Origin of the sequence: Brevibacillus sp. AF8 (assembly GCF_021270385.1) — a bacterium.
GTDB lineage: Bacteria > Bacillota > Bacilli > Brevibacillales > Brevibacillaceae > Brevibacillus.
In genome coordinates this window covers 390,266-405,401 of the sequence record NZ_JAGQDN010000002.1, presented here as the reverse complement: position 1 = coordinate 405,401, position 15,136 = coordinate 390,266, and the positions used below count along the sequence as shown (strand labels likewise).

The following is a 15,136-nucleotide window of genomic DNA, read 5'->3' as shown; positions in this document are numbered from 1 at the left end:
TTAAGATTACACGATAGATACAAAAATACTCCGGGAGTACCGTTCACCAAGTGATACAGCCTCCAAATTGGAGTATAGCAAATGATTTAATCATTTGCACGATAATTGACATCAGCCGAATAAACTTTGTGAATCTGTCCAGTCTGATCCTCGACTTTGAGTACGCCTTCTTCATCCAAGCCAACGGCACGACCTTCCAACTGTTGTGAAATCGTCTGGAGGGTCACCCATTTGCCAATGGTGTACGAATGATTCTCCCACTCTTGTTTGACACGCTCGAAGCCAGCCTGCAAATAGTGGTCATACTCTTCTTCAAAAATTCGACAGAGCCGCTGAATAAAAGAAACGCGCTTGAGTGGCTCGCCAGATTCAATTCGAAGTGAAGTGGCAATCTGTGCCAAGTCAGATGGAAAATCCGCCTCGATACTGTTGGCATTAAGCCCGATTCCGATCACTAAATAATTGACCCGATCAGATTCGGCATTGAGTTCCGTCAAAATCCCGCATACTTTTTTGTCACCAATAAAAATATCATTCGGCCATTTGATTTTGACAGGGAGCCCAGTCTCTTCCCGGATCGTTCTCGCTACAGCAACCGCCGTTAGCAACGTCATCTGAGGTGTCTTTGGTAGCGGAATCGCAGGTCGGATGATCAAACTCATCCAGATCCCCGTTCCTTTCGGAGAATGCCAGGGGCGACCGAGTCTGCCTTTCCCACCTGTTTGCAGCTCTGCCAGTACAATCGTACCTTCTACTGCCCCTTTTGCCGCAGCCTCGTGTGCAAGTGGCTGTGTAGATACCACCTCATCGTAAGCGATGACATTTTGACCAATCCGGTTCGTTTCCAATCCAGCCATGATTTCTGCTGCTGACAAGCGATCAGGGGCAACCAACAGGCGATACCCCGATTTTCGCACCGCCTCTACCTCGTAACCATCCCGGCGCAGCTCTTCGATATGTTTCCAAACCGCTGTCCTGGAGCAACCGCATGTTTGGCTCAATTCTTCACCAGAGATGAAACTGCCTGGCTGATCACGGAATGCTTGAAGGATGACTTGCTTAATGTTCATCTTGTGCAACCTCTTTCTTTGCAACTTCGACGAGTGCTTCTGGTGTATTTGGTAAACCATGCAGTGCCGTTTGTCTAAGCAACGATTCCAAGACGCGGACAATCCACTCGCCGGGCTTTTTCTGAACGGCTACTTGCAGGTCAAGCCCCGTAATTGCCAAATCCTTGATGGTTTTGACAGGCATGTTTTCGTATTGATCGAAGAGTGCTTGCTTCGAAAACGAATGCCTCTCCTTCCACCAACACGCTTGCAGTAAAAGGAAAAACTCATTGCAAGTGTCCCACCCGACTTCAAGCAGCAATGGCCCCCACTCCATCGCTTGGGGGACATCCCATTGCGGCTGCAATCGCGTCAAAAGCTCAACCAAGCAACAAATTGCTTCTGTTTCGCGTTTGGACATTTTGAGGAATTGGCATACTTCACGCGATTGCACAGGCGAATATTTCGCAGCAAACAGTAGCAACGACCATTTTTGCGTCGCGGTTTGCAAATGACGGAGCCGCCAAGCATGCTCATTCGAGAAGATGAACAGTTTTTCTACCTCGGGGGCATAAGCCATGAGCCTCGTTTCATTCAACAACTGACAACCAACCTCTGGGGCTTTGCTGTCGAGCGTTTTATTCAACTCTTCCCGTATGCGTTCCACAGCAATATGAGCTAACAATGGCGCAGTCTGTTTCATGGCGAGCATGGTCTGGTCTTCTATAGCAAAACCTAACTGGGAAGCAAATCGCACACCCCGTAAAAGCCGAAGGGCATCCTCCTGAAATCTCTCTAGCGGAATGCCTACAGCACGAACCAGCCGATGCTCCATATCCTCTTGTCCACCGAACGGGTCGTGCAATACTTGATGACGATCCATCGCCATTGCGTTCATCGTAAAATCCCGTCGCTCCAGATCGAGCCGAAGTTCCGAAACGAATTGAACCTCAGCGGGTCGACGGTAATCTTCATATTTTCCTTCCGTCCGAAACGTCGTGACTTCGAACAGCTCCCCCTCGACTTTTACAGATACAGTACCGTGTTTCAGACCAGTCGGGACATGATCGGGAAACAATCGGATGACGTCGCCGGGATGGGCATTCGTACATATATCTATATCATGAACAGGTCGTTGTAATAGCCAATCGCGGACGCAACCACCCACGTAGTAAGCTTCAAAACCGTGTTCCTCCAATCTGTCGAGAACACGCTTTGCCAATTCTATCGCCAATCCAATCCCCCCTTTCTGGTTTGCTCCGCCTGATCTACTCAAGGAGGCGTTTATCATGAGAGTTTTGTATGGATTGTTTATTTTTATATCCAAAGTGCATCAGCTAGCTAAAAGCTCCATCTTACGTTCAAAAACTTAGGTTTTCTTCAGTTTTGCTTGCCAGTAAGTTGGCGTACAGTGCTTCATACTGCGAAGCAATCGTTTCGTGACAAAACGTTTTGCAGGATCGCTCAATGCTATTCGCGGAGAATTCGCGGTAGAGCTCTTCGTTTTGCAAGAGACGTATCGTTTCTTTCGCCATGCCTTCCACGTCGCCAATTGGACGCAAGAAGCCGTTCACACCATCCAGTACGACTTCAGGCAAACCACCTGCCACTGTTGCGACGACTGGCACACCGCAAGCCATTGCTTCTAGTGCGACGAGACCGAAGCTTTCCTTTTCTGATGGAAGCAGCATAATGTCTGCCATCGACAATACCTCGGCGACGTCTTCCTGCTTGCCGAGGAAGCAAACATCGTCATTCAGACCGAGCTCGGCAATCATCTTGCGGACCAGCCCCATTTCGGGACCTTCACCAATAAGGATCAGCCTGGAAGGCACTTCTTCACGTACACGCGAAAATATTTCAATCACATCCGGCACTCGTTTGACCGGACGGAAATTAGAAATGTGCATAAGAATTTTTTCACCATTCGGTGCAAATACCTTTTTCAGCTTCGTAACCTCTTTCGGGTAATAACGCCGCTTGTCTACAAAGTTATACACAGGAACAATTTCTTTTTCAGTATGCAGCAGCTCTTTTGTCTGCCTGATCAAATCATTGGACACCGCTGTTACCAAATCGCTTCGCTCAATGCCGAAGCGGATCATATCACTCAAATTCGAGTCATAACCCAGAACAGTAATATCCGTCCCGTGCAGTGTGGTCACAATTTTCAAATGATCCCCTACCATTTGCTTGGCGAGGAACGCACACAATGCATGTGGCACAGCATAATGCACATGTAATAAGTCCAGGCTTTCATTTTTCGCCACTTGCGCCATTCGGTTCGCCAAGGTCAAGTCATAGGGTGGATATTTAAAAACATCATAGTTGTTCACTTCTACTTCATGATAGAAAATGTTTGGGTGAAACGCGCCTAAACGAAATGGCATTCCACCTGTAATGAAATGGACTTGATGTCCTCGCTCAGCCAATAGCTTGCCCAGCTCTGTGGCTACTACGCCCGATCCGCCCAATGACGGATAGCAAGTAATCCCGATCTTCATACAGTGTCACCCCTTCTCACAAGCTCTTTAATACATACGGAGCTGCACTGACAAATCCTTCTGCGTAGGCTACACCAGCCTGCTGACCAAACAGTCGCTCTCGATACTCAACAGACTCCAGATAACCGTTGGTAAGTGGTGTTTGGACACTACCTTCTTCAAGCTCAAACTGACTGCGATAGCAACGCAGCGCTTCCATTTTTTGCTCATAAACAGCAGTGATATCCACGACAACCTGTGGCGTGACAGTGGAATTAATAAAATAGTAAAGAAATTGCGATGGGCGATAGGCAGGCAAAGAAGGCTCCGGCAAATACTTGCGGATACCCGCATTAAACACCGCTTCGCGAACGATCCGACTTACGCTTTCGTGATCTGGATGACGATCCGCGTGATAAGGCGCAAGCACAATGGCTGGGCGTGTTTCACGAATGAGCTTTACGACACGTTCAATCGCACTTTCCCTGACTGCTTCCAAGCCGCGATCAGGCAGTCCAAAATTAAAGCGTGCAGCCACTCCCATCACTTGGTCAGCCGCAGCCGCTTCTTGTTGCCTTCTCTCCACCGTTCCATTCGAAGACAATTCTGCGTAGGTCAAGTCGAGAATCCCCACGCGTTTTCCCTCTTTAGCTGCCAATATCAGACTGCCTGCCGCTCCGATCTCGACATCGTCAGGATGAGCGCCGATTGCCAAAATATCGAGTGAACTCATGCTTCATTCTCCTCACGCACCACTTCGCGCCAATCCAGTTGTCCCATTTCCAAGGCCTTCAGCATGATTTCTGCCGAACCGAGATTGGTGGCAAACGGTATCTTGTGCACATCACACAGTCGAAGCAGTGCGATAATATCAGGTTCATGCGGTTGAGAGGTAAGCGGATCACGCAAAAAGATAATCAAATCCATCTCATTGCGGGCGATCATCGCACCGATTTGTTGATCGCCTCCTAATGGCCCTGAAAGAAATCGGGTTAGGGAAAGCGACGTAGCTTCCATGATTCGCGACCCAGTTGTTCCAGTGGCATACAGGTCATGCTTTGCCAAAATGGATTCATAGGCCATCGCTAGTTGCACAATCTGTTCTTTCATTCGATCATGGGCAATCAATGCAATTTTCAAGAAAACCTCTCCCTTTATGGCTGGGTATCGTGTGTATGTTAATCAAACGTTTAATCAATCAGATGTTCCAATCCGTAAATCAATCCGTTCATATTCATTACGGCTTTAATAGCCATATTTACCCCTGGCATGAAAGATTCCCGGTTAATCGAATCATGGCGTATGGACAGCGTTTGGCCTGTTGCCCCAAACAAAACCTCTTGATGGGCGACCATGCCTGGCAGGCGGACACTGTGAATTCGGAAGCCTTCGTAATCTGCTCCGCGAGCGCCTGGAATTGTTTCTACCTCTTCAGGATGCCCTTGCTTGAGCTCTTCACGAACCGCTGCAATCATCTCGGCGGTCTTCAATGCAGTTCCGCTTGGCGCATCCAGCTTTCGGTCATGATGCAGCTCGATAATTTCCACATGTGGCATATATTTTGCTGCCATTGCGGAAAACTTCATACATAGAATCGCTCCGATTGCAAAATTCGGAGCAATGATGGCGCCCAGTCCCGCTTCTCTATAGCGCTCCGTCATCTCTTGTAGCTGCTCTGTTGTCAGCCCTGTTGTACCAACCACCGGTCGCACACCACGAGCCAGACAGAGCTCCATATGACGATACACCGTATGCGGTGTCGTAAAGTCTACCAAAACATCTGGCTTCATTTCGTCCAATTGTTGATTGATTCCCTCTTCGCTCACACGCGTATCCAAATTGCCTGTAAAAACGAGCGCGGTATCCTGCGCTAGCATTTTCACTACTTCTTGCCCCATTCGACCATTTGCGCCAGCAACTGCTACACGAACTTGTTTAGTCATGCTGCTCGTTCTCCTCTATTCTTGTCCAGCGATCTTTATCGCGTGTATTAAACTTGTGCATAATACGATCAAACGCTTCCTGCAAATCGATTCCGAGTGAGTTTGCGAAACAAATTACAATGAAGAGTACGTCACCCAGCTCTTCCTCTACTGTTTTTTCGCCTTCGTCCTTTTTCTTCGGTTTTTCTCCATAAAAATGGTTAATCTCTCTGGCTAATTCGCCTACTTCTTCTGTCATTCTAGCCAGCATGGACAGCGGAGAAAAATATCCTTCTTTAAATTGCGATATGTATTGATCAACTTCTTGCTGCATCTCTTGCATAGTCTTTTGCCGTTCCATCCGACCACTCCTTTTTCACATTCTTCTCTCTTTCACCTATCGTACTAAAAAAGGCTTCGTTTGCCAAATCACAATACTTCGTCTTTCCAGCATATGGACAATCAAACGAGCGTTCATTTATAATGGCTTTCGGATAGCCCTCAGGTAACACAAGTATTACCTGCACATCAAGTCCGGGGGGAAGCCTTTTCCTGGTCCGGCGAACAGGAGGAAATATGAAAATTCGTCTTGACAGTATCATTGCCATTATCATCGGTTCTGCCATTATGGGATTTGGTATTAACGCGTTCAACATTCCCAATCATCTAGCTGAGGGCGGTATCACCGGTATCAGTATTTTGATCAAGCTGTTAGTTCCTGTTGTGGATCAGGGAATCGTCTTCTTTGTCCTGAACGTACCGTTATTTTTCTTGGGCTGGAAAATTCTTGGACGAACCTCTTTTTTCTACACGATTTTGGGAACGGTTTCTCTTTCCGTCTTTTTATCCTTATTTGATGGCGTGCTTCCGTTGCCAATGAAAGATCGCTTGCTTGCTTCCCTGTATGCCGGGGTAGCTGTTGGTGTCGGCTTAGGGATTATTTTCCGGTACGGCGGAACGACCGGCGGTGTGGACATCATTGCCAGACTCCTTCAGAAATACATGGGTATCAGTATGGGAAGGACGTTGTTCTTCGGAGACATCTTGGTCATTGGGGCGTCCCTCGTCTATTTGAACCTAGAAAGCGCCATGTACACCCTTGTCGTCGTCTTTATCGCAGCACGTGTCATCGACTTTTTCCAAGATGGCGCTTATGCAGGAAAAGCATTGACAATCATCTCCAACGAAGCAGATAGCATCGCCAAGCACATTCTCGATGTAGGTCGTGGTGTGACACTCTTAGCCGGTAAAGGCGCCTACTCTGGCGAGGAAAAGAAAGTCATCTATGTCGTTGTCAGCCGAAACGAAGTCATGCGTTTTAAAACCATTGTGCAAGAAATTGATCCGCATGCTTTTGTCATCGTCAATGATGTGCATGAAGTTCTCGGAGAAGGCTTCACCCTTGATGAAAACAAGAAACCGCTTCACGACTAACATGAAGCAGCACAGAAAAACCCTTGCCTTTTCATACAGGCAAGGGTTTTTGCACCTTTTTGCACCTATTAGGTCGAACGGATTTCTCCGTTGTATTTCTTCCATGCCACATAAGACAAGGCCATGATCAAAGCTATCATGATAGAAGCGAGAGTAACAATCGGAGAGTCTGGACGCATCATCAAACGAGCAAGCGTACTCTTCTCTTCTCCCACAAAAGCCACTTGAAAGGAGCTGTTCAATTCTCGCAATGCCTCTCGAACAAGCTGCCAATCTACTTGGGTGTTCCGCATCTCTTTGGATATGATATCGTACGCAACCGTAATCGAGGACATTTGCCCCTCTGGAAGCTGAATACTCATCCCCGGCTTGATGGCCAAAAATAACCGGTAGTTCTCATCGAACTGTTCGCGAAACTGACTGAAATTCCGCTCAACAGCGGATAGCTGCAGGTTTTGGACCTGTGTTACGAGAGAAGGATAGTAGCTACGCCACATCGGCTGGTGATCATGGGTAAGGGCGTCTATGGCGATACGGACCCGCGTGGCATGCCACAGCAATTGCTGTTCACTTGCATTTGCGGAAGCAAAGCTTTGCTTGGCTGCCAATATAGACTGGGTCACTGCATTCAGACTCTCAATACGTATCGGATTGGGCAAATGCTGGTTCGGAAATCGGTCTGCTAGCTGGACGATGCGCTGCTCTGCGCCTTCAAGATCTCCCTTTTTTGCATACGTCAGGAACTCATGCGCAATTTGATCCAATGCTGCCAACTGCTTTTGTTCTATCGGTTGATTTAGCTTCGAGTACAAGTTATGAATGGGCCACGACAAGAACAACCCGATCATGAGAAAGAATAATAAAAACCGGATGTTTTTCTTCAACGCAAATAACCTCCTTCCCTAGTACAGACTATGGAAAGGAGGACAAGATTAGACCTTATTTGTCGTATACTTCATGTTTACCCACCAGATCACCGAGATCGAGATCAGACTGAGAAGAACCGTAAACAAACCTACGAAACCCTCATACGGATCCAGCACACTCGGCAGCCACGGATGGATATCCATGACGTAATCGAGAAAATCATTATTCAGTGTCCACAGCGCAGCGATTCCCACCGGCAGAAGACTTAGCTTGTAAAAACGTGCGTACAAAACAGATTCCACAGCCATGCCCGTGTGGGAAATAATCAGCATCACGTCTGTCCAACGCACTTCATTGCCCATCATCCAACCAGCCACGATAATGCAGACGGCCCAGACACCATACTTAAAATTGGTGATGCCAGCCAAAGCTTCCAGTACAGGAATGTGGCGACCCAACAAATAGGTAAGGAGTACAAGCGAAAAAAGTCCGCTACCTGTCGGGCTGTCCGGAACAAAAGGAATCAAATATGCTGGTGTCTCAGCCAATTGGTTACCATACCAGATGAATCCATATATGGTTCCTAAAAAGTTGACGACGAACAGCGTCCAAAGAAACCACCTTTTGCCCAAAGATTGCCGAAACCACTCCCATATCCAGATCATCTATAATCGTCTCCCGCTGTGTACGCCGCTAACGAAAAAGCTGACCGCATTACCAGCCAGCTTTTCCCCTATTAGCTTATTTCAAGCCAGCCAAGTAGTCAGCCAGCTTTGCGATTTCTGCATCATCTTTGATCATACCGCCTGGCATTGCGCCTTTACCGTTCTTGATGATATCAGTAATCTTGGCTGCATCCAAAGTTGCGCCGATTTTTTGGAGGTTTGGACCCATGCCACCCTCCATGTTTTTACCATGGCACCCCATACAGCTTGTTTGCGCTTTCCAAAGCGCATCTGCTTTAAAGCTGGTGTCAGCTGGAGCAGGTGCAGTTGCACTCGATCCCTCTTTGCCACCAGTTCCTTTACCTTTATCTGGGTGAGCCAGATGATATTCATGGTTTGCTGCCCAAGTCAAGTAGAAAATACCAACGAGTGCAGTCAGCATCAATCCTGTAGCAACTGGACGTTTGCTAGGACGACGCTCTTTGCTGGTATCCAGCCAAGGAGCCAGCATCAGTGCACCAAATGCGATACCTGGAATAACAACGATCCCAAGAACGACCCAATCCCCTGCAGCCCATGGATATTTCAGCAATTGATACAGGAACAAGAAGTACCAGTCTGGCAACGGAATGAATGATGTATCATTCGGGTTTGCTTTGTCAGTTAACGGCGACGGGTGTGAAACCGTTAACACAAGGAAACCAACCAAGCAAACGGCTGCCACCATCCACTCTTTCAGCAGGAAGTTTGGCCAAAACGGCTCATTTTTTCCTGGAAAGTCGGAGTAGGATGGAGAAATGTTTGGAATACGCTTCGCCGATACTCGGGAATCTCCGACGAAGGTAGCATCTTTATCTTGTTTTGCCATGCTATTTCCTCCTTTTTTCGAAGACCGATTATAGTGGACCCGAGATACCTTGCGAACGGATCATTACAAAGTGAGCTCCCAACAGACCAAGCAGCGCGCCTGGAAGGAAGAACACGTGAATTGCGAAGAAACGGGTAAGCGTTTGCGCTCCTAGAATGTCTCCGCCTGTAAGCAATGTTTTCACGTATGGACCGATTAAAGGTACAGAGTCAGCGATCTGCACACCTACTTTGGTCGCAAAGTATGCGGTGTTATCCCAAGGTAAGAGGTAACCTGTGAAACCGAGACCCAGCATAACGAAGAAAATCAATACGCCGACTACCCAGTTCAATTCACGAGGCTTTTTGTATGCACCTGTAAAGAATACACGCAGAGTATGTAGGAACATCATCACGATGACCAAGCTGGCACCCCAGTGATGCATACCGCGCACGATTACCCCGAACGCTACTTCGTTCTGCAGGTACTTAACGGATTCGTAAGCATTGATAACGTCTGGTACATAGTACATCGTCAAGAACATACCAGACAAGATTTGAATAACGGTAATAAAGAACGTAAGTCCACCAAAGCAGTAAACAAAAGCGGAAAAATGATGTGCCGGGTTCACGTGCTCAGGTACTTCGTGGTCAGCCAAGTCACGCCACATCGGAGTGATGTTTAAGCGCTCGTCGACCCAATCATACATTTTTTGCATCATTTTAGCCGTTCACCCCCGGACGAGGATTTGCTTTTACTTTACCTAAATACAATTTTCCATCTTTGACTTCTGTCTCATACTCATCGAGAGAGGCCGTGGGTGGCGTTCCCAAAATGTGCTCGCCATTGATCGTATAACGACCCATGTGGCAAGGACAGAAGTACTCATTCGGTTGGCCTGCACCAGTTCCCCAGTCAACCGTACACCCTAAGTGCTTACAGATCGGGGACAGAGCAAGAATCTCACCCTTGTCGTTCTTGGTAACCCATGCAGTAAGTGTTGATTCTGATTCATACCAACCGTCCTTGGTATGGACCTTGAATTCAACGCGTTTTGGCACGGCACTAAACTCATCCGGACTGCCGACAGCTACTTTATCTCCACCTGCATGTCCTTGCAGAAGGGGGTCTACCGCAAAACGAATCATTGGGGTGATCATTCCCGCAGCAAGGAATCCGCCAGTTCCCATAAGGGCGTAGTTCAAAAATGTACGCCTGGAAATTTCGCGTTTGTCTCCCATATCTTTTTCCCTCCTTATCCTGTAAAATAGCGCTACGATGGCATTTTTATACATATACACTAGGTCAATCCCAATCATAGCTAACGCCTATAAAGATGTCAAGAATGTCCAGTGGACATGTCTTTGCACAAACGATGTGTGACAGGATATTGTTGCCAGATTGTCAAATTTAAGACCTTGCCCCACCCATTTTTCTGTAGTATTACCGGAAAACGCTTTCTCTATTGCGTCTCTTATTTTAGTCAAATGGATTATCGCTGCCCAGTTTGCCACAACTTGATGACCTCTTTGTACAGCACATCCACGGTCACTTCGAAGCGCAAAGAAGATTCCAAATCTTCATCCCCTACCAATAACGTCAACACGCCTTCTTCTGCCCTCTCTATTACTTGAATCTGTTCTCCGCGAAAATGAAGCACTACTTTATAAGGGAATTCCGCCGGTGTTCGTTGTTCCAGCTGTTCTTCTCCTATTTGATAGCTTAACGGAAACAGCAGCACGCGCCCCTTCAAGCGGTGTTCAATCCCGGCAGCTACATTTAACAAGTAGTTCATCCGAACAACATGCTCTTCTACTTTTCTGTCCGTACTGTACAAATAAAGAGGGAGCAGCGCGGTATCCACAAAGGATCGCAACTCCTCCCAGTTTTCAAAATCGTTCAAGTTCCACTGCATAGAGCCGTCTCCTCATTTCCTTGTTCATTTCTGGAAACAAGCGTACCATGAATGGTTGGAGACTCGCAATAACGCATACGATATGTATTTAGGCTTGCTCGTAAGCCATGATTTCTTTCAATTCGTCTGTTAAGCGCATAAACAGCTCTTTGTTTTTCGATGCAAGTGCCTCATCAATCTCCTGGATCAGCGTGCGCTTGCGGTATTGACGCATCTGCTCGTCGATCACCATTTCAGATAGCAAACCGGAAACCATTTGATTGTTCGTTCCGTACGCGTTGGAATAGAAATTCGGCCACTCCATACCCATCCCTCACTTCAATAAAATAGTCGTTTCGGTAAAACCATTGTATTTTCGAAGCCAAGTCTGGCTCGCATACGTCGCGGTGTATAGCCACTGCTCCTGTTCGTCTTGGCCGACGCGCAACAATCCAAGATGCACCATCATTTTGCATACCCGATTCACCAAGATATCTGTGGGTGAATCGTAGTAAAACTCTTTCATCCAATGGAGTAGCGTGTCCATCAGAGATTGCTGACTTACCCATCCAGCCGACGCGATCAACGGAATGAGCTGAACCAACATCGGCAAGTTGGGGACAGCCCGCTTGTACAGCCTCATCCAGAAGCGAATGACATCATGGTACAATTGATCGTTATACGGTTGCTCCAGTCGCTCTCTTCCTGCTTCCGTTACGGCTACTTTGCCGTCGACTTCGACGATCCATCGGTGATAGTAGCAGAAATCGTAGAGCAAGGAAAAGCGGTCAGGGTATAAATCAAAATGCAGCCCGTACCCAAAACGCCATTTTTGCGGCAATAGCGGCTCTTCTTTTACGTACAAAAATTGAAAAAGCTGCTGCTGATGTCTCTTGTACATGCCACCTTCTGCGGTTAGCGGTACTGGCTCCTGCTGGAGAAATTGTAAAAATTGCATGATATCATCGCATAGTGCTGTTCCTTCATCCCTGTACGCTTGCGGCCCAGGATGAAAAGATGCGTTTGACTCACGCCATTTTGTCAGCCATGCTTGCAAGTACGGCTCGCGGATGTCCAGCGGAATTTGGTACTGCCCTACTGTCTTACTTTTCGCCGGAAAAACCCATCCTCGCTTCATTGCAGCCGCGACAAACTTCCGTCCTTCCTCCTGCTTTTTTTCCTTTTCACACGCCAGTGCCACTCCAGCCTTCGCCAACAAATCCTCAAGCGACATGACCGTACGCTTGTCCAGGAACAATTGCAGCAAAAAATGGGTTTCTACACTACTCAGCTGCTCAACTTCTTGAGAGATTGTCAACCTGTGCCTCAAGCTAGACAACAGTGACGTAATCAATTCGTTTTTGGAATGAGGGTTGCATTCGCATCCGTAATGGTTGGCAATCTGATGGAGCTGCCGGATATCGGTGTAAACCAAGATCTCAGCCAAGTTCATCTGTGCATCCCTTCTTTACGATGGCTTACTTGTCACTCATTCTTGCCAAAATGCGGAAAAATAAACAGGAAGCCACCGAAGTGACTTCCTGTTTGTCGATTTTTTATTGCTCCTCGTCGGATTCATGGTCCCACAAATCGTGAAGTTGTTGGTACTCCTTCGCTTCCTCATAGCGCCCGGCTTGAGTCAAAAGGGCAATCAGCCTGCGAATCTGATCCAAATCGAAACCGGACAAAGACACATATTGTTTCAACGCCTCAATAGCGGCTTCTGTTTTTCCCATCGATAGATTCACATCTGCAGCTAATGGGTAAGCAGCCACATACTCCTCGTCAACCGCTTGCAAACTGCTGACCAATTCTGATGCTTCATCCAGTCGTCCTACGTGGAATGCCATCAGTGCACAACCGTAGAGTACTTCTGGCGAACGATCCATGACCAGCGCCTGACGGAATACCTGATAAGCCTGTTCGAATTGACCACTTTGTGCGTACGAGCGCCCCTTTGTCAAAAGCATAGACAGACTTTCATCCCCGGCTTGTTCCAGGAGCTTCATTGCTTTCTCGTCTTCGCCAATGCGGAAATACAAGTTACCCAGCGCTGCCATAATATCTTGGTTGTCTGGCTCCTTGAGTCTTGCTTGCTCCAAATACTTGACCGCCACTTCATCTAAGTCTTGAAGTGAATACAGATCCGCTAGCAACAAATCAAGCTGGATGCTTTCAAAGCCAGATTCTTTGCATTCATAAAGAAGATGTTGCGCCGTCTCAAAATCACTGGAATCCAAAGCAATCTCCGCTAGCAGCAGCTGGCATTCTCTGCGCAAAGAAGAATCCATTTGCGGATTTTTGGCCATGACATCTGTCAGCAATTGACTCGCCTCTTCCAAATGACCGAGTCGATACCAGACCTCTGCCAAATACATCATGACGTCCGGCAAATCCTTTCCATGCTCCTGAACCTTTTGCAGAGCGGTCAAGCCCAATTCCACTTCATCGTTTTCGATCCGCTTGATCGCTTCGTCTATAACATACAGCCACTTTTTCGGCATTTCTTTCACCTCATATGTATTTTGCGTGGCCTTGTTGCTCTTCGCGCTTGTTGAACAACCACTCTAATAAAATAGCCACAAAAGACCGTCCGAAGACGGTCTTTTCTTTTACTCTTGATCATATACCATTATGCTCGCGTTAGCCAGCTCATTGTAAGAACAGTAATAAGGATTCCAAAAATACTAAGTACAATGCTGTAATTCGGTTTGGCTGAATCAGTAGAAGTCGGCTTCCCATCGAGCGGTACGATCGAAGCAGTAGCATGTTCCAGCGAATCTTCTTGCGTCGTATATGGCTGGGCTTCTACCACGTATGTACCGTCGTCTGTTTGCATGGAAGAAGAAATAACCTGCGCTTTTGGCGAGTTAATCTCCATAACTTCTCCGTTAATCACGAGCGAATTCGCATGCTCCGTGGTGCTTGTATTCACATATAAAGTGAACGAAAAGACCATGAGCAACAAAACAGCTACACTCGCAGCCATGCGTCGCATTCTCGCTGTCACGCTAAAAATTTTTCTGCCAATCGGGATCGCCCACTGCTCTTCCGATAAAATACGGGCCATCACCGCGTCAACAATGGAACGTGATGGAGTTACAGAATGGTATTCTTCTTTATCCATTTCCATCCATTCACCACTGTCCGACCAAATCTCATAGTCGGAACGACAGGCATAGCATGCCGCCATATGGTGATCAACCCGGCGTTGGGTCACCTCAGGCAACAGATTTTCGGCGTATTCAGGCAGAATTTCCTGAACTTCTTCACATCTCATCATCGATTCATCCCTTCAGCTTCATCCAAATGAGGGTCCAGGATGTAGTTTTCCAACTGTCCACGAATACTTTGCCGCGCTCGAAACAGTAGAGACTTCACAGAGCTCACTGTTAAATCCAGAATCGTAGCGATTTCTGTGTAATCCATTTGTTCGTACTCACGTAATATCAGTGCAGAGCGTTGCTTCTCTGGCAAGCTGTTGATCGCCAGTCTTACCATGCTCTCCCGTTCATTCCGGAGCAAAACTTGCTCAGGCAGTGTCTTGGGAGATGCCATAGGTACTTGCAACGTATCATCCAGATACACGTCTGAATTGCGACTCTTGCGCAATTCACTGAGTACGGAGTTGCGTGCAATCGTATAGAGCCAGGTGGAGAATGTAGCTTCTACATCTCGGAAAGAATGAATGCTCTTATACGCCTTGTAAAACGTCTCCTGACATATATCCTCCGCTATATGCTCTAAATGTGCCTGACGCAAAAGATGAGTGACAAATGAGAGGATCTTTTTTTCATATCGACGAATCAGTTCAGCATAGCATTCCAGATTACCTTCTTTAATCTCTCGGATAAGCTGGGAATCGGTCATGATCAGAGATTACCTCCTTGCGATTCCGATCCCTCAGCGGCCTTTTGCATAATTAGACTGCTGGGGATGTAAAAAGTTGCGCGACCTTACGATTCTTTTTCACGT

The 15,136-nt window shown here is 47.2% G+C and carries 19 protein-coding genes; 1 reads left to right on the top strand and 18 read right to left on the bottom strand.

The window, feature by feature from the left end; all coding sequences use genetic code 11:
- Positions 1 to 86: 86 nt before the first annotated feature.
- The 7 genes from KB186_RS05155 to KB186_RS05125 form a co-directional block, all read right to left on the bottom strand.
- Positions 87 to 1,070: a biotin--[acetyl-CoA-carboxylase] ligase gene (locus tag KB186_RS05155; protein WP_173609482.1), complete on the bottom strand. Its 984-nt coding sequence runs from the start codon at positions 1,068 to 1,070 to the stop codon at positions 87 to 89.
- Positions 1,060 to 2,283, bottom strand: coding sequence for a CCA tRNA nucleotidyltransferase (locus KB186_RS05150; RefSeq protein ID WP_232773194.1), 1,224 nt, complete (start codon positions 2,281 to 2,283; stop codon positions 1,060 to 1,062). Before KB186_RS05150 ends, KB186_RS05155 begins: the two co-directional genes overlap by 11 nt.
- A gap of 127 nt (positions 2,284 to 2,410) precedes the next feature.
- Positions 2,411 to 3,553 (bottom strand): N-acetyl-alpha-D-glucosaminyl L-malate synthase BshA, encoded by a 1,143-nt coding sequence (gene bshA, locus KB186_RS05145; protein WP_173609484.1) that lies wholly within the window; start codon positions 3,551 to 3,553, stop codon positions 2,411 to 2,413.
- Positions 3,554 to 3,569: 16 nt separating this feature from the next.
- Positions 3,570 to 4,265: a bacillithiol biosynthesis deacetylase BshB1 gene (gene bshB1, locus KB186_RS05140; RefSeq protein WP_221867099.1), complete on the bottom strand. Its 696-nt coding sequence runs from the start codon at positions 4,263 to 4,265 to the stop codon at positions 3,570 to 3,572.
- Positions 4,262 to 4,672 (bottom strand): methylglyoxal synthase, encoded by a 411-nt coding sequence (locus KB186_RS05135; RefSeq protein ID WP_173609486.1) that lies wholly within the window; start codon positions 4,670 to 4,672, stop codon positions 4,262 to 4,264. The genes bshB1 and KB186_RS05135 overlap by 4 nt, the downstream gene beginning before the upstream one ends.
- Before the next feature lie 50 nt (positions 4,673 to 4,722).
- On the bottom strand, positions 4,723 to 5,475 hold the full coding sequence (gene dapB, locus KB186_RS05130; RefSeq protein ID WP_232773193.1) for a 4-hydroxy-tetrahydrodipicolinate reductase: 753 nt from the start codon (positions 5,473 to 5,475) through the stop codon (positions 4,723 to 4,725).
- Positions 5,468 to 5,815: a nucleotide pyrophosphohydrolase gene (locus tag KB186_RS05125; RefSeq protein WP_016740047.1), complete on the bottom strand. Its 348-nt coding sequence runs from the start codon at positions 5,813 to 5,815 to the stop codon at positions 5,468 to 5,470. Before KB186_RS05125 ends, dapB begins: the two co-directional genes overlap by 8 nt.
- Positions 5,816 to 6,030: 215 nt before the next feature.
- Here KB186_RS05125 and KB186_RS05120 point away from each other — a divergent pair, with 215 nt between their 5' ends.
- A complete protein-coding gene (locus tag KB186_RS05120) occupies positions 6,031 to 6,888 on the top strand; it encodes a YitT family protein (RefSeq protein ID WP_173609488.1) in 858 nt (285 codons plus the stop codon).
- Between the two features lie 68 nt (positions 6,889 to 6,956).
- Here the strand turns inward: KB186_RS05120 and KB186_RS05115 are convergent, their stop codons facing one another.
- The 11 genes from KB186_RS05115 to KB186_RS05065 all read right to left on the bottom strand — a co-directional run bounded on the left by KB186_RS05115 (position 6,957) and on the right by KB186_RS05065 (position 15,031).
- Entirely contained in the window at positions 6,957 to 7,772 is an 816-nt protein-coding gene (locus tag KB186_RS05115; protein ID WP_173609489.1) for a sporulation protein YpjB, read from the bottom strand.
- A gap of 48 nt (positions 7,773 to 7,820) precedes the next feature.
- Positions 7,821 to 8,420, bottom strand: a complete 600-nt coding sequence (locus tag KB186_RS05110; RefSeq protein WP_017248137.1) for a DUF1405 domain-containing protein — start codon at positions 8,418 to 8,420, stop codon at positions 7,821 to 7,823.
- Positions 8,421 to 8,496: 76 nt separating this feature from the next.
- Entirely contained in the window at positions 8,497 to 9,288 is a 792-nt protein-coding gene (locus KB186_RS05105) for a menaquinol-cytochrome c reductase cytochrome b/c subunit (RefSeq protein WP_173609490.1), read from the bottom strand.
- Between the two features lie 28 nt (positions 9,289 to 9,316).
- Complete coding sequence (gene qcrB, locus KB186_RS05100; protein ID WP_007716591.1) at positions 9,317 to 9,988, bottom strand: menaquinol-cytochrome c reductase cytochrome b subunit; 672 nt, start codon at positions 9,986 to 9,988, stop codon at positions 9,317 to 9,319.
- Position 9,989: 1 nt separating this feature from the next.
- Positions 9,990 to 10,508: a Rieske (2Fe-2S) protein gene (locus tag KB186_RS05095; RefSeq protein WP_173609491.1), complete on the bottom strand. Its 519-nt coding sequence runs from the start codon at positions 10,506 to 10,508 to the stop codon at positions 9,990 to 9,992.
- A gap of 251 nt (positions 10,509 to 10,759) precedes the next feature.
- Positions 10,760 to 11,182: a DUF2487 family protein gene (locus tag KB186_RS05090; protein ID WP_232773192.1), complete on the bottom strand. Its 423-nt coding sequence runs from the start codon at positions 11,180 to 11,182 to the stop codon at positions 10,760 to 10,762.
- A gap of 88 nt (positions 11,183 to 11,270) precedes the next feature.
- Entirely contained in the window at positions 11,271 to 11,486 is a 216-nt protein-coding gene (locus KB186_RS05085) for an IDEAL domain-containing protein (RefSeq protein WP_173609493.1), read from the bottom strand.
- A 9-nt stretch (positions 11,487 to 11,495) separates the two neighbouring features.
- Complete coding sequence (locus KB186_RS05080; protein WP_232773191.1) at positions 11,496 to 12,614, bottom strand: hypothetical protein; 1,119 nt, start codon at positions 12,612 to 12,614, stop codon at positions 11,496 to 11,498.
- A 103-nt stretch (positions 12,615 to 12,717) separates the two neighbouring features.
- The gene (locus KB186_RS05075; protein WP_232773190.1) at positions 12,718 to 13,665 is read right to left on the bottom strand and encodes a tetratricopeptide repeat protein; all 948 of its coding nucleotides are present in this window, start codon (positions 13,663 to 13,665) and stop codon (positions 12,718 to 12,720) included.
- Between the two features lie 128 nt (positions 13,666 to 13,793).
- Positions 13,794 to 14,444: a zf-HC2 domain-containing protein gene (locus KB186_RS05070; protein WP_173609496.1), complete on the bottom strand. Its 651-nt coding sequence runs from the start codon at positions 14,442 to 14,444 to the stop codon at positions 13,794 to 13,796.
- The gene (locus KB186_RS05065) at positions 14,441 to 15,031 is read right to left on the bottom strand and encodes an RNA polymerase sigma factor (RefSeq protein ID WP_007716581.1); all 591 of its coding nucleotides are present in this window, start codon (positions 15,029 to 15,031) and stop codon (positions 14,441 to 14,443) included. The genes KB186_RS05070 and KB186_RS05065 overlap by 4 nt, the downstream gene beginning before the upstream one ends.
- Positions 15,032 to 15,136: the final 105 nt, after the last annotated feature.

Coding starts and splice junctions, on each gene's coding strand:
- dapB (WP_232773193.1), bottom strand. CDS start 5,475: ATGACTAAACAAGTTCGTGTAGCAGTTGCTGGCGCAAATGGTCGAATG.
- KB186_RS05070 (WP_173609496.1), bottom strand. CDS start 14,444: ATGATGAGATGTGAAGAAGTTCAGGAAATTCTGCCTGAATACGCCGAA.
- KB186_RS05105 (WP_173609490.1), bottom strand. CDS start 9,288: ATGGCAAAACAAGATAAAGATGCTACCTTCGTCGGAGATTCCCGAGTA.
- KB186_RS05155 (WP_173609482.1), bottom strand. CDS start 1,070: ATGAACATTAAGCAAGTCATCCTTCAAGCATTCCGTGATCAGCCAGGC.
- KB186_RS05065 (WP_007716581.1), bottom strand. CDS start 15,031: ATGACCGATTCCCAGCTTATCCGAGAGATTAAAGAAGGTAATCTGGAA.
- KB186_RS05075 (WP_232773190.1), bottom strand. CDS start 13,665: ATGCCGAAAAAGTGGCTGTATGTTATAGACGAAGCGATCAAGCGGATC.
- KB186_RS05125 (WP_016740047.1), bottom strand. CDS start 5,815: ATGGAACGGCAAAAGACTATGCAAGAGATGCAGCAAGAAGTTGATCAA.
- KB186_RS05095 (WP_173609491.1), bottom strand. CDS start 10,508: ATGGGAGACAAACGCGAAATTTCCAGGCGTACATTTTTGAACTACGCC.
- qcrB (WP_007716591.1), bottom strand. CDS start 9,988: ATGATGCAAAAAATGTATGATTGGGTCGACGAGCGCTTAAACATCACT.
- KB186_RS05085 (WP_173609493.1), bottom strand. CDS start 11,486: ATGGAGTGGCCGAATTTCTATTCCAACGCGTACGGAACGAACAATCAA.
- bshA (WP_173609484.1), bottom strand. CDS start 3,553: ATGAAGATCGGGATTACTTGCTATCCGTCATTGGGCGGATCGGGCGTA.
- bshB1 (WP_221867099.1), bottom strand. CDS start 4,265: ATGAGTTCACTCGATATTTTGGCAATCGGCGCTCATCCTGACGATGTC.
- KB186_RS05080 (WP_232773191.1), bottom strand. CDS start 12,614: ATGAACTTGGCTGAGATCTTGGTTTACACCGATATCCGGCAGCTCCAT.
- KB186_RS05090 (WP_232773192.1), bottom strand. CDS start 11,182: ATGCAGTGGAACTTGAACGATTTTGAAAACTGGGAGGAGTTGCGATCC.
- KB186_RS05110 (WP_017248137.1), bottom strand. CDS start 8,420: ATGATCTGGATATGGGAGTGGTTTCGGCAATCTTTGGGCAAAAGGTGG.
- KB186_RS05120 (WP_173609488.1), top strand. CDS start 6,031: ATGAAAATTCGTCTTGACAGTATCATTGCCATTATCATCGGTTCTGCC.